The sequence below is a fragment of the Streptomyces sp. NPDC087422 genome, from assembly GCF_044744145.1.
Classification (GTDB): Bacteria; Actinomycetota; Actinomycetes; order Streptomycetales; family Streptomycetaceae; genus Actinacidiphila.
Genome location: NZ_JBIUXT010000004.1, coordinates 769,286 through 789,564 on the forward strand (window position 1 = coordinate 769,286; position 20,279 = coordinate 789,564).

Genomic DNA, 20,279 nt, shown 5'->3' on the forward strand with positions numbered 1-20,279 from the left:
CCTCGGGTGGCTGCGCTACGTGCCCGCCGTCCCCCGCCCTGCCGGACGGTCCTGCCGGGACGGCGTCGTCGATACGCTCGACGCGGTCGATGCGACCTTAACCGACGGCATACGGGCCTGTACCGCCACAGTCATCGCCGCGATACCCGCTTCGAGGGTGAGGCGGGGGTGCGGGGCGAACCGCGAGGAGTGGTTCGGCGGCAGTGCCGCCAGCCGCCCGGCCGTGTCCGTGTCGCCGCGGCCCGCCTCGACCCACTGCCGGGGGCCGACCGCGCCGAGCATCCAGTAGCCGGTCCGTATCCCCGGCACGCCGTGCAGCGCGCGGCCCGCGTCGCCGTACAGCGCGAAGTCCTCCGTGGCCGTCGACGGCTGCCAGCGGGTGACGCGCTGCGGACCGAAGGCGGCCTCGTGGGCGCGGCGCACGGCGGTGGTCAGCTCGGCGTCGGGCACGGTGGGGCAGGAACGGGACAGGACGCGCAGGTCGGGGGCGGGCGGCTGCGGGTCGGGCGAGGCGGCGGACTCGGCGCGCGCGATCCGGTGGACGGCGGCCACGGCCCGGTCGAGCGCGGCGTCGGAGAAGGCCCGCACGGTCACCTGGAGGGTCGCGGAGTCCGCGATGACGTTCCCCGCGCCGGGCGTGCCCGCCCGTACCGAGCCGACCGTGAGCACCAGCGGCTCGCCGGGGCCCGTCTCGCGCGACACGACGGTCTGGAGGCGCAGGACGACCGCCGCCGCGGTGATCACCGGATCGGCGGCGAACTGCGGTGTGGAGGCGTGGCCGCCGCGGCCGTACAGCACGATCTCCAGGGTGACGCTGCCCGCGAGCAGCGGGCCCTGCGCGTGCGCGACCATGCCCGCGGGCAGCGGCACCACATGCTGCGCGAGCACGTCGTCGGGCACGGGGAAGCGCCGGTAGAGGCCGTCGGCGAGCATGGCGGCGGCGCCGCTGAGCGTCTCCTCGGCCGGCTGGCCGACGACGACGAGCGTGCCCTGCCACCGGTCGGCGGCCCCCGCGAGCGACGCCGCCGCGCCCGCCGCGCACGCCAGGTGCATGTCGTGGCCGCAGGCGTGCATGACGGGGACGGGGGCGCCGTCGGGTCCCGCGGCGGTGGCGGAACTGGCGTACGCCAGGCCGGTGTTCTCGCGTACGGGGAGGGCGTCCAGCTCCGCGCGGAGCATGACGACGGGGCCGGGGCCGTTGGCCAGCACCCCGACCACGCCGTGGCCGCCGACGCCGCGTTCGACGCGCAGTCCCGCGGCCCTGAGCGCGGCGGCGAAGCGGGCGGCGGTGCGCTCCTCGGCCCCGGACAGCTCGGGGTGCCGGTGCAGGTCCAGATACAGCTCGGCGGCGCGGGTCAGGACGGCGTCGGAGACGGTTCCTGAGACGGGCGGGGATACGGGTGTGGGTCCGGTCGGCGGGTTCATCGGGCGCTCCGGGCGGGGGTCGGGGGCGGGGGTGCCGGAATGCGGGTCACGTGACAGGGGCGGCGGGCGGTGCAAGCGGGATGACAGCGGGCGGCAGGGTGATTCGCCAGTGGACGCGCGTAGAAAGATGGGGCCGGCCCGTCGTGGGCCGCGCTCCCTGCTGAGAAGGAGTCATCATGGCTGACATCTCCAAGCTGGACACGCCGCTCGCCTCTCTGGCCCAGGAGATCCTGGAGCTCGAGTCGGAGACCTTCGAGATCACCGACTACTCGGACGCCAGCGAGGTCATGCTCGGCTCGTCGACGAGCTGCTCCAGCACCAGCACCTGCTCCAGCACCACCAGCACCACGAGCTGCACCGCCTGACGAGCCACCACCCGCTTCACGCTCCGCGGACCGGCCTCCCCGGTCCGCGGAGTAGTCATGTCGCGGCGTCGTCATCGTCGGTTTCCTCGGAGATTCCTCAGGGTTCCTGCGGGTTCCTACGGGTTCCTACGGGAACGGGTGCGGCACGCGGCGCACCTCGTCGTCGCGCAGGTCGTCGGGGCGCAGGCCGCCGCGGCGCTGTGCGGTCCGCAGCCGGGGCATGGTCAGCGCGCGCTGCCGCGGCCAGCCGAAGTCGATCGGCAGCAGACCTGGCGCGAGCGTGCAGACCGTCCGCAGGCCCATCCGCCGCTGCTCCGGGGTGGTCTGGTCGACCACGACGACATCGCATCCGGCGCGCGCCAGTTCGTCCCGGCACCACAGGACGTCGTCGCGCAGGTCGAGCCCGCGCGGCCGGTCCCGCTCCCACCGCGCGTAGACCTCGTCCAACGGCCGTACGGCGGGCGGCTCCAGGTAGCTGCCGACGTGCTCCCTCATCCGCGGCAGGCCGAACAGGGCCGCGTGGTCGGGGAGTCGGCGGACGAGGTCGAAGTCCTCGGCCATCGCCTCCAGTTCGGCCGGACGCTCCGTCACCTGCCGTGGCAGGTGCGGGAGATACGTCAGGATCTCGGAGACCGCCGACTCCACCGCGGTCTCCGGGTCGAAGGCGGCGCCCGCGGCGAAGGCGAGCGTGCCGGGGCCTCCGTCGCGGCGGACGGCGAGGCCGGTGACGACCGGCACGGCGAGGTCGATGCGGTTGTCGAAGGCGTGCACGTCGTAGCCGCACAGCGCCGCCCGGTCGGTCATGGCGCGCACCACCGGGCTGCGGCAGGAGCCGAGGTCGATCTCGGTGAGCCGGGCGTTGCCGTACCAGCCGAGCAGGAACGCGTCGCGCTCGATGAGTTCGAGCAGGCCGAACAGCACGGCCTCCTCCAGGCAACTGCCGATCGCGCAGCCGTTGGAGCACTCGAAGACGAAGTGGTCGGCGGCGGTGCCCGCGCTGTAGTAGACCAGCCGGGCCGGCACCAGCACCTCCCGCTCGTCGCGCAGCGACCAGCCGCGTACCCAGGGGATCGGCCGCGCGGGGTCGAAGGGCGCGATCATCGGGTCGGCGGCGTAGGTCTCCGGCGTGTAGAGCCCGCAGTCGCGCGGGTCGAGGGCCGCGTCGCCGAGGTTGTCGTACGAGTCGGTGACGATGCCGCCGGTCTCCCTGCGGTGGGTGCCCGCGTACCGCTCCAGCCCTTCGAGGAACGCCAAGTCCCTGCTGTGCGCGAAGGAGTTGGCCTGGCCGCTCCACGTGACGTCGGTCAGGCCCGCGTAACCGCGCATGAAGACGCTGCCCGCGACAGGCGCGGTGGTCGGCGAGGTGACATCGCTCCAGGTGCCCGCGCCGAGCACCCCGCACACGGGGTTGGCGAGCGCGGCGGTCGGCAGGGCGTACGCGCCGGGTGACCGCAGCCGGTAGCTGTCGGGGGTGGGCTTGTGCCGCGAGACGGGAAAGGGCTCGGCCTCCGGCCCGGTGGCGAGGAAGTGCCCGGGCCCGGACGGGTGGGGCCCGGACGGGCCGGTACCGGATACGTCGGCGGAGGATACGTCGAGGGCCGCCGCGTCGGGTGCTGGCAGGTCGGGCCGGGTCGGTGCGGTCGTCGCGGGCGGGGCGCCGTGCGGGTGCGGGCACAGCGGATCGGCGAGCAGGGGCACGGTCTGGACGAGGCCGGTCTCCAGGTCGTACCGGGTGACCCGGGGCAGGTCGTGGCCGCCGGTCCCGGCCCCCGTCTCCGAACCGGTCTCCGAACCGGTCTCCGAACCGGCCCCCGCCTTCCGCCCGAGGGTCAGTTCGTAGAGGGCCCAGACCGCGTCGACCGTGAAGTCGGGCAGCACGGGCCAGCGCCCGGCGGCGGTACGGGCGAGGCCCGTCTCCAGCGCCTCGCGTTCGGTACGGGTGCGCAGCCGCTGCCAGCGGATGGCCAGGCAGGTGCCGCAGGCGGACTCGGCGGGCGAGCCGCCCCAGGGGCCGAGGAGCACGGCGTCGGCGGTCAGGTGCACGGTGGCGCGGGCGCGTCGCCCCGCGGTCTCGGCCGGTTCCGGGCGCAGCACATCGGTGCCGCCGACGACGGCGGTCCCGGGCGCGGGCGCGGCGGCGCGGGCGGCTCGCGCGGCCAGCCGTCGTTCCAGGTCGCGGCCCGCGGACTCCAGCGGCGTCTGCCCGGGGATCTCGGGCACGTGAGCGGGCCGTACCGCGGTGTCGAGGCTCATGTCCGGTTGCTCCAGCGGAAGGTGCGGGCGGCGATCAGCCCGAAGACGACGGTGAAGGCGGCCAGGCCGCCGCAGTCGACGGCGAGCGAGGCGAAGTCGGCGCGCCCCGCCAGCACATCGGTGAGGCCGTGGTCGAGGTAACGCAGCGGCAGCACCCACGACATGGTCTGGATCCAGCCGGGCAGCAGGTCCGCCGGGTAGAAGGAGCCGGACAGGAACGCCATCGGCACCATCACGCAGTTGGCGATGGCGGCGACCGCCTCCGGGGTGTCGGCGAGGCTGCCGACGACCAGGCCCATCGCCAGGAAGGCGGCGACGCCGAAGACCAGCAGCGGCAGCGCGAGCGGCCAACTCCCGTCCAGGTGAAGGCCGAAGAAGGGCAGCAGCGCGACCGCCGTGAACAGCACCGCCTGCGACAGACCGACCACGACGGCGACCACGAAGCGCGAGGCGAGGACGGTGGGCAGCGGCGTGGGCGTACGCCAGATCAGCCGCAGGATGTCGTCGCGCCGCCAGTGCATCAGCGCGAAGGCCGGGCCGAACAGCGCCGCGTTGCCGACGCCCCACGAGAGCACGCCGGGTGCCACGTAGTTGATGTACGCCAGGCCCCCGTCGACCGACTGGCCGCGGAAGAGCAGACCGAAGACGACCAGGAAGACCAGCGGGAAGGCGAAGGTGAAGAAGACGGTGGTGCGGTCGCGTATCGACGCCAGGTATGTGGCCCTGGTCAGCGCGGAGTAGGCGGTGGTGGTGGTCATGGACGGTGCTCCGTTCCGACGGCGGCCGTCGTGGTGGCGGTCCCGGTGTCGAGGTCGGGACCGGGACCGGTGTCGGGATCGGGGCCGGTGTCGGGGCCGGTCCCGGTGTCGGGGCCCGAGGCTTCCGCCTTTCCGGCTCCCCCGGCGCCCGGTCCCGTCAGCCGCAGATACGCGTCCTCCAGGGTCGCGGTCCTGGTCTGGATCGCGTCCATGTCGACGAACTCGCCGAGCGCGACCAGCACCCGGTTGGCGTGCCGGGTCTCGACGACGACCTCGGCGCCCTCCAGGAACGCCCGGTCGACGCCCTCGACGGCGCGCGCCTGGTCGAGCGTGATCCGGCCGGCGGGGATCAGCAGCCGCGCGGGCGCGGCCATCGACCTGATCAGCGAGCCGGGGCTGTCGAGCGCCACGACGCGGCCGTCGGCGATGATCGCCACCCGGTCGCACAGCGCCTCCGCCTCGTCCAGGTAGTGCGTGGTGTAGACGATGGTGCGGCCCTCGCCGCGCAGGTCCCGCAGCACCGACCACAGGGCGCGGCGCGCCTCGGGGTCGAGCGCGGCGGTCGGCTCGTCGAGGAAGATCAGGTCGGGCTCGTGGACCAGCGCGGTGGCCAGCGCCAGGCGCTGCCGCTGGCCGCCCGACAGGTCGTCGACCCGGCTGCGCTCCTTGTCCCGCAGCCCGACCAGGTCCATCGCGTGCCGCGCGGCGGCGCGGTCCACGCCCTGGAGCGCGGCGACCGTCTCCAGGTGCTCCCACGCGGTCAGCCGCGTGAAGAAGGCCGACGCCTGGGTCTGCACCCCGATCCGCCGCAGCAGCGCGATGTTCCGCGGCCACGGGCTCTGGCCGAACACGGCGACCTTGCCCGCGTCCGCCTTCCGCATCCCCTCCACGATCTCCACGAGCGTGGTCTTTCCGGCCCCGTTGGGCCCGAGAACGCCGAAGAACTCGCCCTGCTCGACCGTCAGCGACACCCCGTCGAGCGCGTGCACCTCGCCGTACCGCTTGCTGACCCCGACCAGTTCGATCGCCGGCCCCGTCGGACGTGCGGTTCGTTTCATGTCGCCTTTCTCCCGCTCCTGAGGTGTCCCCGCTGACGCGGGCCGTTCAGAGTCCTTCGCGCCCGCCGCGGCGCCCGAGGCGGTCGTCGCGGAGCCGCTTCCCGGCCGGAGGTCGGCCGTCTCCCCCGGCGTCCGGCGCGCGAGCGCCGCCTCGCGCATGGCCGCGGCGCGCAGGCCGAGCAGGCGCAGGAGGAGGGCCGCGGCGACCAGGGCCACCGGGAGGTACGGGGTCCAGGTGCGCCAGTCGTCCGGCAGTGCCGCGCGGCACAGCAGTCCGGCCACGGCGAGCGCCGCCAGGGCCAGCACCGCGCAACAGGCGGCGTATCCGCCGTAGATGACGCGCAGCCGCGTGGGATAGGCGGCGAGCCGCGCGCGGGCGTTCCGGCCGGAGCCGGGCACTCGGCCAGTCGTCGCGGCGGCGGCAGCCGCGCCGTCCCGGCCGGAGTCGGCCCTCCGCCCGAGCGGGGCACGCGCGGCCACGCCCAGGAACCGGCGGCTCTCGGTGGCCAGTTGGAGCGTGCCCAGGGTGTAACCGAGGGCTTTGTAGCCGTCGAGCGGCGGGAGCGGCAGGAGATTGAGCAGGGCCATGGCGGTGCCGAGGAGGATGAGGCCGCCGAAGAAGGGGAGGGCCTGGGCGTGTTCCGGCAGGAGGGCCCAGACGAGCCAGAAGGGCGCGAGGAAGAGGAGGTTCATGACGGCGCCCGCCGCCGCGACGGCGACCTGACGGCCGCGCCGGTCGAGGAACTGGACGTCGTGCACCTCGCAGTAGAGGTACGTCATGAAGCCCCAGACCCGGCGGAGCCCGATCTCCCCGACCCGCAGCCCGTACGCCCGCGCGACCAGCCCGTGGGCCAGTTCGTGCAGGCCGAGGCTGACCCACAGCACACAGCCGACGGCGGCGAGCGCGACCGGCTGGTCGTACAGGCGCCCGGTCTGGTCGGCCAGTTGGCCGAAGCGGAGGCCGACGAGGGCGAGGACGGCGACGGCCAGCGCGAGCAGCGGGAACAGGACGGCGCGCCTGCGGGCGAAGGTGGTGGCGCCGTGCAGGGTGTCCATGAGCGCGGGGGCGTCCGCGACCATGCGCGTCTTCCCGCTCAACAGCGTTGACGTGAAGGCCGGTTCGGCACTGGCGACGGGCACGACGACCGGTCGGCCGCCGCCGTCGAGGAGCTGACGGGTCGACAGCAGGCGCAGCATCTGCTGCCACTGCGCGTCGCCGAGCCGCGCGCCGAACCGGTCCGCGTACTCCGCGCCGATCTCGGCGAGCGACCGGCTGCCGTCGAGCCGGGCGATGATGAAGTGCTCTTTGGCGCCGACTTCGAGCCGTACCCCGGTGACCGGGTCCTTGAGCAGATGGACGAGGGCGGGGCCGCGCATCAGGGCGGGGCCGACCAGGATGCCGGGGCGCAGCGCGGGCCGCAGTTCGAGCAGGCCGCCGGTGGTCATGGCGCCGCCGAGGGCTGCGGCTCGGACCGGCCGTCGGAGTCGGCGCCGGGCGGCGTCCGGGGCTCGCGCAGCGCGCGGGCCAGGACGTACGACAAGAACGCCTCGTCGCGGACGGTGACCGACAGCCGGTTGTTGGTCATGTGCATGTACGGCGACAGCAGCATCGGCAGCGCCTGTCCGGGGTCGGTGACCGGCAGGTCGCGGGTGCCGTCCCAGGAGCGGAAGACCAGGTCGCCGCCGTCTGCCAGGGCCACGACGCGTTCGCGCAGCTCCAGGCAGTGCTCGGCCCACCCGGCGAGGAATGTCGGCAGCCGCTCGGGCGCGGGTTCCGCGACCGCCGCGCGGATCTCCTGAAAGCGCTGGGGCAACGCCTCCATCGTGCCGTAGGCGCGGTCGTAGCCGTCCTGGGCGGTGTAGTTGGTGCCGGAGAACGCGGAGTTCCAGAACTCGTGGTAGCGGTCGAGGAATTCCAGCAGCGCGGTGTCGCCGCGCAGCAGGCACCCGGACATGGTCATCATCAACTGGGCCGATACGCCCAGCAGTACGGTCCGCAGGTGCAGGTTCATGGTGGCGAGCGCGTCGATGACCAGGTCGCTGGAGCGCTGGAAGTGCCACTCGGCCAGTTCGACCCCGGCCGGGCCGCCGTACTTCCCGTACTCGGGCTCGTAGGGCTCGGGGCTGAAGGAGTTGTTGGGCCGCAGGCGCATGCGGCCCTCCTCGTCGACCAGGCCGTTGCGCTCGCCGCCGGGGAACTCCAGCTCGAAGAGGGTGTTGTACAGGTCGGCGAGGAAGCCGCCCTTGACCTCGTAGAGCGCGGGGCGCTTGCGCAGGAAGGCGTCGACGGCGGCGGTGGCGCGCGCGGTGACCACGGATGCGGCCTGCGGTGACGAGGGGCGCAGCCGCACCCTGATGTGCGGGCCCTCCAGCCAGTAGTTGATGAAGAAGTAGCCGCTCAACAGGCCGTCGCGGGTGAGCCCTTCGACCAGCGGGCGCACGCACTGGAGCAGGAAGGGGCGGGGGCTGGCGGCGTAGAAGACGTGGAACGCCTGCCAGTCGCCGCGCCCCGCAGCGCCTGCCGGTTCGGGCACGGCCGCGGATTCGGGCGCGGACCGCGGTGTCGGGCGCGGGCCGGTGACGGGGGCGGATCGCGCCCCGGAGGTGGTCATACGGAGCTGTCCTGCCTTCCGTGGTGGCCCGCCGCGGCCGGTTCCGCCGCGCGGGGGACGATTTCGACGGCCAGTTCCGCCACGTGGTGGCCGCGCGGGGAGCGGACGTGCAACTCCTGCTCGCCCGGCAGCATTTCCTCGAAGACGGTCCTGGTACGGCCGCCGCCGGTCAGCCCGTCGAGCGCGATCAGTGACAACGGGCTGTCGAAGTCGACGAATTGCGGCTTGGAGCCGCCGAAGACCGCGCCGAAACCGCTCGCGTCGTCGGCCTTCTCCTCGTGGACGGTGGCGAACACCCGGTCGGGCAGCCCGTGGTCGCGCCGCCAGCGCTGCCAGCGCAGATAGAACCCGGCCTCGTCCAGGCCCGGTTCGCGGGCGGGCAGCGCGCCGGGCGCCGCCGTCCACGACCTGCGGTGCAGCACCAGGCTCCGGAAGCGGACCCGGGGCCGCGCGGTGACGCCGTCGCGCTCGGGGCCCGCGGGTACGCCGCGCCACACGTCGACCGCCGCGCGGGAGGTCGGCGAGAAGAGCAGCAGCGTGCGCGGCACCTCGGGCAGCACCATCGGGACGAGGTAGCCGAGGTAGAGCGGGACGACCTCGCGGCCGAGCCGCCGGGACCGCAGCACCAGCCGGTCGTCCACCGGGTCGTGTTCCGCGTACAGGTCGTCCAGGTCGATCCGGCCGGCGGCGGGCACGGTGCTGCTCTCGCCGGGGCAGACGATCTCGTGGTCGGTGAGCCGTCCGTGCAGGTTGAGATTGGTGGTGGCGGACCCGGCGGTGATCTCGGCGAACACCGCGCCGGGCGGCTGCCATTCGCGCAGGGTCTCGCGCAGCCGGTCGGTGAGGCCGCCGGGTGCGGGGTCGCCGCCGTCCGCCGCCGCGCCGCCGCTCTCGGGTGCCGCGTCGAAGCAGTGCGTGAAGCGGGTGAAGGGGAAGGACAGGCCGCCGTAGGAGTTGTTGAGCACCACCAGCGGGTCCTCGGCGCGGCGGGCGAGTTGCAGGAAGTGGCTGTGCGGGGCGAAGGACGTGCCCAGCGGGGCGAGTTCGGCGGTGACGGCGGCCACCGTGTCCTCGTCCAGGCGCAGTTCGCCGCCGGGCGCCGCCGCGTACGCGGCCCAGGCGTCGCGCATCCGGCGGGTGAACTCGGCGCGGGCCCGGTCCACCGCGGTGACCTCGGGCATGCCGAGCCAGTTCTCCTCCGGCGCGTGGCCGCCGTCGGCCGCCCAGGGCGACTTCATCGAGGTGAACTGGAGGTACTGCGTGAAGATGTCCTCGTGGAAGTCGTGGACGAGCCGCAGCAGGTCGTCGCACCGGCCGCCGCGGCCGTAGCGGGCCAGGAAGAAGCCCTTGAGGACCAGGCGCTGCGGGAGGGCCACGTCGAAGGCGGGCAGCATGCCGGTCAGGGCGTGCAGCGGCGCGGCGGCCAGCTCCGTCCACTGCGTGACGTCGGCCTCGACCGCGTCCTCGCGGACGTCCTCGTAGAGCAGGGTCTGCGGCAACGACGGCGCGGCGGCGCCCAGTTCGGTCTGGAGCGCGGTCAGGTCGCGGCGCAGCCCGGCGAGCAGCGCGCGCCGGGCGGGTACGTCGGCGGTGGCCCAGGCGTCGACGCGGGCGGCCGGGGCGTCGAGCCGGTCGGCGACGGCGTCGGCCCAGTCGCGGCCGAGGCCGCGCAGCGCGCTCTGGAAGGACCGCAGCGGGTCGGGGGCGTGCACATCGGTGGCGAGGCCGGTCATCTGGAGGATGCCGAGGTCGAGCAGGGTCGCGGCGTAGTGCGCCGCCTCGTCCCGGCTCGCTCCGGTCTCCGCCGCCAGCCAGGCCGTCAACTCGGCGTATCTGACGGGCTTTTCGCCGTGGAAGAGGGCGATCATCCGCTCCAGGATGTCGCTGTGGCGCAGGAAGAAGAGCCGGTCGTGGGCCGCGTCGAAGCTGACGGCGGCGCTGTCGTCGCCCGCGGTGACCGAGCGGCGTACGTAGCGGATCCGGTTCTCGTCCAGTTCCCAGCCCGCCGACAGGGCGACGGGGAGGTCGCCGCGCCGCGTGCCGTCGGCGCCGATCAGCTCGGCGAGCCTGGCGAGCACCACGACGTTCAGCCGGGGGTGGCTGGTCCAGTCGCCGCCGGTCCGCACCTCGGGCCCGACCTCGCGGAACCGGCCCTCGGCGACGGCGGTGAAGGTGCTGAACGGGCTGGTCTTGCAGGCGGTCCTGTAGAGGTACGCCAGCAGCGAGCGCTCCTTCTTCCTGGTCCGCTTGTCCGGTACGGCGGCGCGGTCGGCGATGAACGCGTCGAGCTGGCCGTCCAGCGTCGGCGAGGCCAGGGCGAGGGCGAGCCGCAGCCGCTCCTCGCCCGCGAGGCCGCGCAGCTCCGCGCGGCTCGCGGCCAGCTCCCGGTCGAGCAACGGGCCACCATCGCCGCGCAGTTGCTCAAGTCCGAGCCGGGACTCCAGCCAGTCGGCGAGGAGTTCGCCGGTCGGGCCGCCGAGCGCGGCGGCGAGGTCCCGTACGGCGTCCGGGTCGCGCGGCAGCCGGTCGTTGAAGACCTGGCGGCGCAGCGCGAGCACGGCGCGCCGCTCGGTGTCGTCCTCGGTGGCCTTGACCAGGACGGTCAGCGGGTCGCTCAACTCGGCCGCGAGCGCGGCCAGTCGCTCCTCGGCGGCGAGCACGCGGTCGGCCCAGCGCCGGGTGTCGGGGCAGCGCAGCCGGTGGACGGCCTCGACCGGCAGTCCCGCCACCCGCAGCATGAAGCGGCGGTGCAGCAGCCAGCTCCGTGGCGCCTCGGTGTCCTGCGCGTCGGCGATGACGCTCATGCCGCTCCTTTCCGTCCTGCGGTCGTAAGGCCCCTGCGGTCCTCGGGCTCTGCGGTCGTAAGGCCCTGCGGTCGTAAGGCCCTGCGGTCGTAAGGCCCTGCGGTCGTAAGGTTGTGCGGTCGTAAGGCCCTGCGGTCCCTCGGGCCCTGGGGCCGTGTGAGGTCGTGCGGGGTCGTGCGGGGTTCTGGACTCGGCTGCCGTCAGCGGCCGTTGCCGCCCGGTCAGGCGATCTCGTAGCGGAAGTCGGCCGGGCGGGGCCGCTCGTGGCCGATCATCATGATCAGCAGCGGCACTTCACCGGTCCGGTCGAGCGCCAGCTCCTCGGTGAAGGAGATCGCGTCGAAGCCGAGCGCGACGCCGCAGGAGAGCCCGGCCGCGGCGGACGCGGTGTAGACGGCCTGCGAGACGGCGCCGATCACGGCGTTGACCAGCCGGTAGCCGCGGTCGCCGACCGCGTCGAGCACGGCGGTGGTGCGGGCGACGGGCACGATCACCGCCCCCGCCTGCTCCAGGTTGTAGTTGGCGAGGAAGTAGTTGCGCTGGAGGAATTCGCCCGGCGCCCCGGCCTTGACCAGCCGCAGCGAACGGTCCTCCCGGTCGTAGAGGTAACTGCCCTGCGCGATGCCCGCCACGTGGTTGACGAAGACGTAGGCGCGGCTGAGGGGTGGGGCGCCGGGGGTCTCGGTGTCGGTGTCGAGGCTGCTCGCCGCGTCGACCGCGGCCAGTACGGTCGACAGCGCGTCGGCGGGCAGCGGGCGGACGGCCTGGAAGCGGCCGAAGCTGCTGCGCCGGGCCCGCAGCGCCTGCCCGACGGGGGTGTCCAGGGGCCGGGGGGCGGGCAGCGCGGTCCGCTCGCCGCCCTCGGGCACGGGCAGCGCGAGCGCGGTGTCCAGCGTTCCGGGGGCCGGTCGGTCCGCGGCGCCGTCGAGGGTCGCCGCGTGCATCCGGCGTACGGTCTCGAACGTCATGGTGGTGCGGGAGCGCTCCTGGTCGGCGTGGCGGACCCGTGGCGCGGTCGGCGGGTCGCCGGCCGGCAGCGCCGGGGCCGCCGACGGGGCGCCGTCCCAGGTCAGCGGTACGACGGCGAAGACGCCCTCCTCGTCCTGGCCGAGGCCGAGCAGCCGTCCGAGCCGGGCCTCGTCGAACCACAGCGCGGCGCCGATGTGCAGTCCGCGGGCCCGCGCCCAGATCCGCCAGGTCTGGAGCAGCGCGCCGATGTCCATCGTGACGACGTGGTAGCTGAAGCTGTTGTACTTGAAGGCGTTCTGCCAGAAGCGCACGCCGAGGACGAGGAACTGGTCGCAGTCCGCGCCGAGTCGGCCGCCGAGCGCGGCCCGGACCTCCGCCGTGGCGTCCCCGGCGAGCAGCCGCCGCATGTGGTGGTGGGGCGTCGAGTAGTAGTACACGCCGGGTGTGAGCGGGCCGGAGGGGCCGCTGACCCAGTGCACGCCGATCGGGTAGAGGCCGCCGCCCGAGGCGGTGCCGCGCGACCAGTTGGCCTGGGTGTACATCGGCAGGGTGCCGAGGTCGGAGTTGGCCTGTACGGCAAGACGCCTGCCGACCAGGCCGTAGGACTCCTGGAGCATCCCCGCGAGCAGCGGCAGGGTGAAGGCGCCGGTGCCGCGCGGGCCGAACAGGCCCTGCTGGACGGTGGCTTCGGCCGGTGCCTCGTCGCACGGGAGCGGGAAGGTCTCCGCGCCGGGGAAGTGCTTGCCCTTCCTCGGCCGGTCCGCCCAGTCGGGCACGAAGTCGGCGGGTTCCATGGGATACCGGCCCCGCCGGACGATGGCGGTCGCGTACTCATGGGCGAATCCCACGGGCGTTCCTCTCTCGGTCGACGGTCGGGGCTCAGGTCTCGGGGCTCAGGTCTCGGGGCTCGGTCGGGGTCTCGGGTCGGGCTCGGTGCTCTGTTTCGGTCTCGGTCTCGGTCTCCGTGAGGCCGCGGGGACGGCGGGCGGCTCAAGGGAACGGATGCGGGGCCTGATTGAGTTCGTCGGCCGTCAAGTCCCGCCCGCGCAGGCCCGCTTCCCGCAGCGCGGTCCGAGTCCTGCTCATATGGCGTGCGCGTTGGCGGCGCCAGCCGAAGTCGATGGGCAGCAGACCCGGCACGATGACTCCGGCCGTGTGGAAGCCGAGGGCGCGCTGTTCCGGCATGGTCTGGTCGACGGCTATGACGTCGAACCCGGCCTTGGCGACCGCCTCGACGCAGGCGGTGACGTCGTCGGCGAGGTCGTCGGCGGGCGGTACGGCGCCGACCCCGGTCGTGGTGAGGTCGCCCAGCGCCACGCGCGGCCGGTCGTCGCCGCGCAGCAGGAAGTCGGCGTGGACGGCCATCTCGGGCAGCCCGTAGAGCAGCGGGTGGTCGTGCAGCACCTGGACGCGGTCGAAGTCGGCGGCCAGGGCGCGCAGTCGCGGCTCGTCGCGGGCGGTCCTGCGGCGCAGGTTGACCGCGTCGGTGGCGATCTCGCACAGTCCGGCCGCGAGCGCCGCCTCCGGGTCGAGGCCCGCGCCCGCGCCGAAGCAGAGCCGGCCGAGGCCGCCGTCGGTCCGTTCCGCGACGGCCGTGACGACCGGGATCGGGAAGGTGACGCGGGTGTCGAAGAACCGGGCCCGGTAGCCGTACATCGCGAGCCGGTCGATCATCGCGCGGGTCTCGGGGCTGCCGCTGCCGCTCGCGTCGATCTCGGGCAGCGGCGCCTTCGCGTACCAGCCGAGCAGGAACGCGTCGCGCTCGACGACCTCCATCAGCCCGAAGTACACGGCCTCGGCCAGACTCCCGCCGGACGCGCAGCCGTTGGAGCTCTCCTGCACGAAGCGGTTCTCCAGGCCGCCGGGCGCGTGGTAGTACGCCAGGATCTCCGGTACGAGCACCGGCCGTTGGTCGCGCAGCGACCAGCCCCACACCCACGGGATCGGCCGCTCGGGGTCGAAGGGGCGTACGCCGGGCTCGGCGCGGTGGAAGTCGTCGGTGTACAGGCCGCAGGTGCGCGGGTCCAACACGGCCTCGCCGCTGGCGAGTTCGCTGTACGCCGCGGTGACGTCCGTCCGTTTGCCGCGCGGGCGCATCCCGGCGAAGCGCTCAAGTCCTTCGAGCAGGCCGACGCGTTCGCTGGAGCGGTAGCGCGGGGTGTGGCCGCCCCAGAAGCACTCGCGCAGATAGTCGCCGGATCGCAGGAGGAAGGAGCCGACCGTCGAGGACGTGGACGCCGAGATCAGATCGGGCACGACCGAGGGGCCGAGCATGCCCGCCGCCGGGTTCACGAACGCCTCGAACGGCACGTCGTAGTCGTCCGCGGGCCGCGCCCTGAACACGTCCGGCGCGGGCTTCGGCGACGGCGCGAAGCCGATCCGCGCGCCCTCGGCCGTATCGGCGGCGCGCTCCCCGCACTGCGGGCACTCGGCGTCCGGCACGAAGGCGAAGCGGGTGACGCGCAGGGTCTCCATGTCGACCAGGAACGCGTACGGCAGACGGCTGTCGCCGCCGGTCTTCCCGCCTCCTGGCCCGCCCCGCTGGTGGTGGGCCGCGATGAGCGCGGCGAGGCCGTCGACCCCGAAGGCCGTGGCCCGCGGCGGCCGTCCCGCGGCGCGCGTGCCCGTACCCGTCTCCAGCGCCTCCCGCAGCGCCCGCGCCCGCACGCTCTGCCACCGCCGCGCCAGACACCGCCCGCACCCGGCCCGGCCGCCGGGCGCGAAGGGACCGACGACGGTGTGGTGCCCGTAGACGCGTACGCCGACGGTCTCGGTCGACGGACCGTCGAATTCGCTCGCGCGCAGCGTCAGTTCGTCACGGACACCGAGCGCGCTGACCGCCACGGCCGGTACGGCCCGCGCCGGGGCCGGACCGGCGGCGACGGCGACGCCACTGGCCTGACCACGAGCACCGACCGCCACCGGCGTACCGGTCCCGGCGGGCCCGGCGGCTGGGTCGGCGACTGGCGCGTGGGCCGCCAGGCCGGCGGTGAGGCGATCGGCCAGGGCCGTGCACGCGTCCGCGAGGAGATCCGCGGTCATGGCCGGTCCGGGGCGGTGGTGAGCAGGACACGGGTGGTGTGGACGCGGCCCGCGGCCAGGTCGGGGGCGTGGGTGGGGGCGGTCAGCAGGTCGCGGCCGGTGGCGCGGAGGCGGTCGGCGACCGTGGGCCAGTCGGTGGCGGCGGCCAGGTCGGCGCGGGTTTCGGCGGTCACCGCGACGGTGCCGGGGGCGAGGTCGGCCAGCAGCGGGTCGCCCGCGTCGGGCGCGCCGCCGACCTGCACGGCGCCGAGCAGGTCGCGTACGGCGTCGAGCGCCGCGTCGCGCCAGCGCACTCCGGCCGCCACCGCCCAACGGGCTTGTCCGGTCGCCGGATCGGCGGCGCGGGCCAGCACGACCGGCAGGACGCGCTCCTCATGGGCGCCGAGGTCGAGGATCTCCAGGTCGACGCCGAGCCCGGCGGCCGAGCGGGCGAGGAAGGTGAGTTCGGCGTCCGCGCCCTCCAACTCGGCGGTGGGGACGTGCTGTACGGCGAGCGATCCGCCGACGGCGCGGCGCAGCGCGTCGTGGGCGAGCGCGGTGAGCACACCTCGGGTGGCGGCCTCGGCCGCGGTGCCGCCCGCGCCGGTGCCCGCGGAGGTGGCCTCCACGATCCGCTCGCGGTTGTCCGGGCCGAACGGCCGCAGCGCCGCCGCGGGCACCAGCAGCGTCTCGCCGCTGAGCAGCGAGGTGGCCGCGCACCAGCGCGGGACCAGCCCGGCCGCGGTGCCGAGTCCGCTGGTGATGCTCAGCGCGGCCGGGTCGACGGACCGCCACTTGCCGCGCGCCGCCTCCAACTCCGCTCCGGACAGGGCTTGTTGGACGGGCACGACGTGCTCCGCGTAGACCTCGGCCGCCCGGTACAGCGCCCGCAGCCGGGCGCCCGCGACATGGTGGACGTCGAAGGCGGTGATCTCCCGCCGGGCCCGGTGTCCGGTGCCGAGTACGACGGTGCTGACCTTCAGCGGTGTCTGCGCCCACTCCTCGTCGGCGTACGCCTGGAAGACGCCGGTCCTGCGCTGGACGAGGACGGACCGGCCGGTGATCTCGGCGAGGGCGGCCTGCGCGGCGTCCTCCTCGCCCGCGCCGTCCGAGACGGGTCCGCCGAGCGGCGACGCGGCGGCCCCGACCTCGGCCGCCGACTCGCTGTCCAGGGCGGCCAGTTCGAGCGGGGCGTCCGCGGAAGCCGCGTCCGAGGCCGTGGCCGACTCCGAGGCCGCCGCCGTACCGCAGTGCGGGCAGCGCGGGTGCGGGAGCAGCGGTTCGGCGACGGTGTCGAGCGAGTCGATGTCCTGGACGAGGAGTTGGTTCTCCGTCTCGGCCGGGAGGACGCCGGTGGTGCGGCGGAAGACCTCGTACGCCAGGAGGTTGCCGATCATCGCGGCGAGCGGTCCGCCGACGACGGGGGCGGGGCTGTCGCGGGGCCCCGCGGGGGCGACCGCGCTCCACAGGTCGGCCGCGGCGCCCGCCTCGCCGTTGGCGCCGAGCCGCAGCGCGGCGCAGGTCCAGCAGCCGGCGGTGCCGGTCGCCATGAGCGGGCCGATGACGACGGACTCGCCGAACGTCCAGGCGGGGAGCAGCAGTCGGCCGGCGGGCAGGCCCGCGTCGAGGAGCCGGGCGATCTGCCGGGGGCCGCGTTCGCCGGTGACCAGGACCGTGTCGTAGCCGTCGAGGTGTTCCCAGCCGTATGTGCCGGGCGCGCCCTCCGCGTCGGCCGGGTCGTCCAGCCAGTCCAGCTCGACCGGGCAGTTCTCGGCGCGCAACGCCCGTGCTTCGTCGAGGACTTCGGCGAAGCGGTTGCCGGGGCTGTCGACGGCGCGCGGCACGGCGACGGCGGCGCAGCCGTTGCGGACGAGGCCGAGGACGGCCCAGCGGGCGAGGGCGTCGTCGCCGAGTACGGCCACGCGGGCCTGCCGGAAGCGCCGGAAGCGGTCGGCGGCGCCGTCGGTGTAGTGGTCGACGTAGTCGATCTGCGCGGCGAAGCGCTCGGTGACGGCGGAGTCGAGCGGTTCGGTGTCGCTCCGCGCGGGGACGGCGTCGCGGGCGAAACCACGCGCGTAGAGCGTGCCTACCAGCCGTACCACCATCTCGCGCTGCTTGTCGCCGAGGCCCTGGCAGAGCGCGGCCACGGTGTGGTCGCCGGTCAGGTGCGGGACGATCAGCGTCGCGAAGCGGTAGGCGGAGGGCATGACGACGCTGAAGCCGCCGCGCGCGTTGTGGAAGTGCACGCCGGTCGGGGTCTGCGTGTAGAGCACGTCCCGGCGGATCCGCGGCCGGGTGTCGGCGATCTCGTCATACGGTGACACCATGTCAGTCACGCCTCCGTAGGATGCAGTTCCACGGCGCTCGGCCGCTGCGATGGGGTGGGGGTGTGCCCGGTGCGTCCGGGGGGCGCGGCGCCGCCGACCCCGTCGGCCGCCGCTGCGCGGGTGAACACCCGCAGGAGTTCGTGCATCCGGTAGAGACCGCGCGGGCCCTCTTCGAGCAGTCCCGCGCCGACCAGGCTGTCCAGGACGCGACCGCCCTCGACGGGTTCGCCCGCGACCGGGTCGGCGCCCGCGTCACGGACCGGCGCCGGGCCTCCGGATGCCGCCGGGCGCGGGTCGCCGCGGGTCACCGGCCGGCCCTGCGGCGGCGGGCTCTGCTCGGATTCACCGCGCAGGATGGCCAGTTCGAGGCGTTGCAGCGCGGGTCCAGGGTCCACGCCGAGGGCCTGGGCGAGGTGGTTCTTGACCCGCCGGTACTCGGCGAGCGCTTCGGCGCGGCGGCCGACGCGGTACAGCGCTTCCATCAACTGCTCGGTGAACCGCTCGTGCAGCGGGTGGGCGCGGGCCGTCGGCCAGATCTCGGCCACCGCCTCCCGGTGCCGCCCGCATGCCAGTTCGAGGTCGAAGACGCGCTCGATCGCGCGCAGCCATTCCTCGTGCAGCCGGGGCAGTTCGTCGCGGTGCAGCAGGTCGGAGGGGACGTTGGCCAGCAGCGGCGGCTGCCACAGGGCGAGCGCGGAGCGCAGCAGACGCAATTCGGCGTCGGGCTCCTCGGTGGCGTACGCCTGGTCGAGGAGTTCGCGGAACTGCACCAGGTCGAGGGTCGCGGCGTCCGCCGTGAGCCGGTATCCGCCGGGTACGGCTTCGATGGTGTTGCCCGCGATCCCGTATTTGCCGAACAGCCGGCGCAATCGCAGGACGCAACTGTGCAGGGCGGACTTGGCCTGGGCAGGAGTCTCCTCGCCCCAGATGACGCGTTGCAGGAAGTCGGCGGAGACGACGGAATTGGCATTCAGCAGCAATGCGGCCAGGAGTGCGGCGGGCCGCGACGGCTGAAGCACCGCGGATTCGCTGCCGTCGGTGACGGCCAGCATTCCGAGTACCGTGAATCGCGTCTGCGGGACTACCTGCGGCGGCGTATCGCCTTTTGCCGTTGGTAATCCAGCACTATTTTCGAGCGCGTTGGACCAGACCACCAATCCACCATCCCCGTTGCCCCGTTACGACCGCTGTCACACCCGGCGGGAGTGGGCCGGAGTGAGGCAGAATCCCCTGAGGGTCATACCTATTGGCGGTCACCGAGGACAGTACGGCAGCACTCTTTGCCTTGTCCAGGGAAAAATCACGTGACACCGGGTTACCGGTCTGTTAGATGGGGTCGGTGTACCCAAAATGTGAACTCGCTCCCGGAATCGGGACACACCGGACCGTATCCCTCCGGTACGGATGCGAGTAATCGGACATACTTCGCAGTATTGCGGGAGCGTAAAGCGGCATTCCCCTTACCCCTCACCGGGCGGCTTTATGCCCGTCACCCCGAGGTCGACTTTGATTTACGTGTCAAGTTTCTGTCGGATTTTGACCGGGCGTGCTCGCCAGAGGAATAGACCAGCGCCATTCCGTGACACCCGCGCCCGGCCTGAGCTGCGGAGGGTCGCCGCCGACCGGATCGCACGCGGACGCGCGCACGGGAGAAGGCCCGGACGGGCGGCCGGGCGCGGACCGCGGCGGACGGGGCCGCGGAGACTTGACAGCCGCCGAGGGGCTGATTCAATGTTCCACAAGACAGAAAACAACTTCCGCAATACGGAAGGTGCGCACACTAGTGAGCTTCACCGACGCGCGCTTCGATGTGAACCTCTCGATCCTGTTCACCGAACTCCCGCTGCTGGAGCGGCCCGCGGCCGCCGCTGCGGCGGGCTTCGACGCGGTCGAGCTGTGGTGGCCGTGGACCGACGACCCCACGCCGGACCAGGCCCGGCTCGACGGGCTTCGGTCCGCGCTCGAAGCGGCCGGGACCCGGCTCGTGGGCCTCAACTTCTACGCGGGCGAGCTGCCGGGGCCCGACCGCGGCGCGCTGTCGGTGCCCGGCGCCGAGTCGGACCGCTTCCGCGCCAACATCGACGTCGCCGCGGACTTCGCCGCGTCCGTCGGCTGCACCGCGCTGAACGCGCTGTACGGCAACCGGGTCGACGGCGTCGACCCGGCGGTCCAGGACGAGCTGGCGCTGGAGAACCTGGTGCTGGCCGCGCGCGCCGCCCACCGGGTCGGCGCCACCTTGCTCATCGAGGCGCTGAACGCACCCGAGTCACCGCGCTGTCCGCTGGTCAGCGCCCCGGCCGCGGTCGCGGTCGTCGACCGGGTCAACGCCGCCACCGGCCTGGACAACACGCGCTTCCTGCTGGACCTGTACCACCTGTCGATGAACGGCGAGGACCTGCCCGAGGTCATCGACCGCTACGCCGACAGGACCGGGCACGTCCAGATCGCCGACAATCCGGGCCGCGGCGCCCCCGGCACCGGCACCCTCCCGCTGGAGGAGCTGCTCGGCCGCTTGCGGAAGGCGGGCTACACCGGCTGGACCGGTCTGGAGTACAAGCCGGGCGCCGACGGCTCGGGCAACGCCTTCGGCTGGATTCCCGGCAGGCAGCCGCGCCCGTAGACGCGCGAGGAGCGGCGCGCCCCCGACACGCGGACCGCGCTCCCGTACCCCACCATCCCCTGAGAGG

Annotated in this window: 11 protein-coding genes and 1 pseudogene; 2 read left to right on the forward strand and 10 right to left on the reverse strand. The window is 74.0% G+C overall.

Annotated features, from left to right (window positions below; genetic code table 11):
• Positions 1 to 15: 15 nt before the first annotated feature.
• On the reverse strand, positions 16 to 1,425 hold the full coding sequence (locus ACIO6U_RS16750; protein ID WP_401719614.1) for an amidohydrolase: 1,410 nt from the start codon (positions 1,423 to 1,425) through the stop codon (positions 16 to 18).
• Positions 1,426 to 1,601: 176 nt separating this feature from the next.
• Here ACIO6U_RS16750 and ACIO6U_RS16755 point away from each other — a divergent pair, with 176 nt between their 5' ends.
• Positions 1,602 to 1,790 (forward strand): thiazolylpeptide-type bacteriocin, encoded by a 189-nt coding sequence (locus tag ACIO6U_RS16755; RefSeq protein ID WP_093711265.1) that lies wholly within the window; start codon positions 1,602 to 1,604, stop codon positions 1,788 to 1,790.
• Between the two features lie 126 nt (positions 1,791 to 1,916).
• Here ACIO6U_RS16755 and ACIO6U_RS16760 read toward each other — a convergent pair whose 3' ends face one another.
• From ACIO6U_RS16760 to ACIO6U_RS16800, 9 genes and pseudogenes are all read right to left on the reverse strand, one after another.
• The gene (locus tag ACIO6U_RS16760) at positions 1,917 to 4,043 is read right to left on the reverse strand and encodes a TOMM precursor leader peptide-binding protein (RefSeq protein WP_401719618.1); all 2,127 of its coding nucleotides are present in this window, start codon (positions 4,041 to 4,043) and stop codon (positions 1,917 to 1,919) included.
• Complete coding sequence (locus ACIO6U_RS16765; RefSeq protein WP_188281751.1) at positions 4,040 to 4,801, reverse strand: ABC transporter permease; 762 nt, start codon at positions 4,799 to 4,801, stop codon at positions 4,040 to 4,042. Before ACIO6U_RS16765 ends, ACIO6U_RS16760 begins: the two co-directional genes overlap by 4 nt.
• Positions 4,802 to 4,944: 143 nt before the next feature.
• Positions 4,945 to 5,859: pseudogene (locus ACIO6U_RS16770) on the reverse strand (ABC transporter ATP-binding protein); the annotation flags it as partial.
• 1,442 nt (positions 5,860 to 7,301) lie between these two features.
• Entirely contained in the window at positions 7,302 to 8,471 is a 1,170-nt protein-coding gene (locus ACIO6U_RS16775) for a lantibiotic dehydratase C-terminal domain-containing protein (protein WP_401719621.1), read from the reverse strand.
• On the reverse strand, positions 8,468 to 11,275 hold the full coding sequence (locus tag ACIO6U_RS16780; protein ID WP_401719624.1) for a lantibiotic dehydratase: 2,808 nt from the start codon (positions 11,273 to 11,275) through the stop codon (positions 8,468 to 8,470). The genes ACIO6U_RS16775 and ACIO6U_RS16780 overlap by 4 nt, the downstream gene beginning before the upstream one ends.
• A 221-nt stretch (positions 11,276 to 11,496) precedes the next feature.
• Entirely contained in the window at positions 11,497 to 13,092 is a 1,596-nt protein-coding gene (locus tag ACIO6U_RS16785) for a nitroreductase family protein (RefSeq protein WP_401719627.1), read from the reverse strand.
• Positions 13,093 to 13,234: 142 nt separating this feature from the next.
• Positions 13,235 to 15,286, reverse strand: coding sequence for a TOMM precursor leader peptide-binding protein (locus ACIO6U_RS16790; protein ID WP_401719629.1), 2,052 nt, complete (start codon positions 15,284 to 15,286; stop codon positions 13,235 to 13,237).
• Positions 15,283 to 17,592, reverse strand: coding sequence for a TOMM precursor leader peptide-binding protein (locus ACIO6U_RS16795; RefSeq protein WP_401719632.1), 2,310 nt, complete (start codon positions 17,590 to 17,592; stop codon positions 15,283 to 15,285). The genes ACIO6U_RS16790 and ACIO6U_RS16795 overlap by 4 nt, the downstream gene beginning before the upstream one ends.
• Before the next feature lie 5 nt (positions 17,593 to 17,597).
• On the reverse strand, positions 17,598 to 18,644 hold the full coding sequence (locus tag ACIO6U_RS16800; protein WP_401719635.1) for a BTAD domain-containing putative transcriptional regulator: 1,047 nt from the start codon (positions 18,642 to 18,644) through the stop codon (positions 17,598 to 17,600).
• 731 nt (positions 18,645 to 19,375) lie between these two features.
• Between ACIO6U_RS16800 and ACIO6U_RS16805 the strand changes: the two genes are divergently transcribed.
• Complete coding sequence (locus ACIO6U_RS16805) at positions 19,376 to 20,212, forward strand: TIM barrel protein (protein ID WP_401719638.1); 837 nt, start codon at positions 19,376 to 19,378, stop codon at positions 20,210 to 20,212.
• Positions 20,213 to 20,279: the final 67 nt, after the last annotated feature.

Excerpts from the sequence above, each read along its gene's own strand:
- ACIO6U_RS16750 (WP_401719614.1), bottom strand. The coding sequence starts at position 1,425 with ATGAACCCGCCGACCGGACCCACACCCGTATCCCCGCCCGTCTCAGGA.
- ACIO6U_RS16755 (WP_093711265.1), top strand. The coding sequence starts at position 1,602 with ATGGCTGACATCTCCAAGCTGGACACGCCGCTCGCCTCTCTGGCCCAG.
- ACIO6U_RS16760 (WP_401719618.1), bottom strand. The coding sequence starts at position 4,043 with ATGAGCCTCGACACCGCGGTACGGCCCGCTCACGTGCCCGAGATCCCC.
- ACIO6U_RS16765 (WP_188281751.1), bottom strand. The coding sequence starts at position 4,801 with ATGACCACCACCACCGCCTACTCCGCGCTGACCAGGGCCACATACCTG.
- ACIO6U_RS16775 (WP_401719621.1), bottom strand. The coding sequence starts at position 8,471 with ATGACCACCTCCGGGGCGCGATCCGCCCCCGTCACCGGCCCGCGCCCG.
- ACIO6U_RS16780 (WP_401719624.1), bottom strand. The coding sequence starts at position 11,275 with ATGAGCGTCATCGCCGACGCGCAGGACACCGAGGCGCCACGGAGCTGG.
- ACIO6U_RS16790 (WP_401719629.1), bottom strand. The coding sequence starts at position 15,286 with ATGACCGCGGATCTCCTCGCGGACGCGTGCACGGCCCTGGCCGATCGC.
- ACIO6U_RS16795 (WP_401719632.1), bottom strand. The coding sequence starts at position 17,592 with ATGGTGTCACCGTATGACGAGATCGCCGACACCCGGCCGCGGATCCGC.
- ACIO6U_RS16800 (WP_401719635.1), bottom strand. The coding sequence starts at position 18,644 with ATGCTGGCCGTCACCGACGGCAGCGAATCCGCGGTGCTTCAGCCGTCG.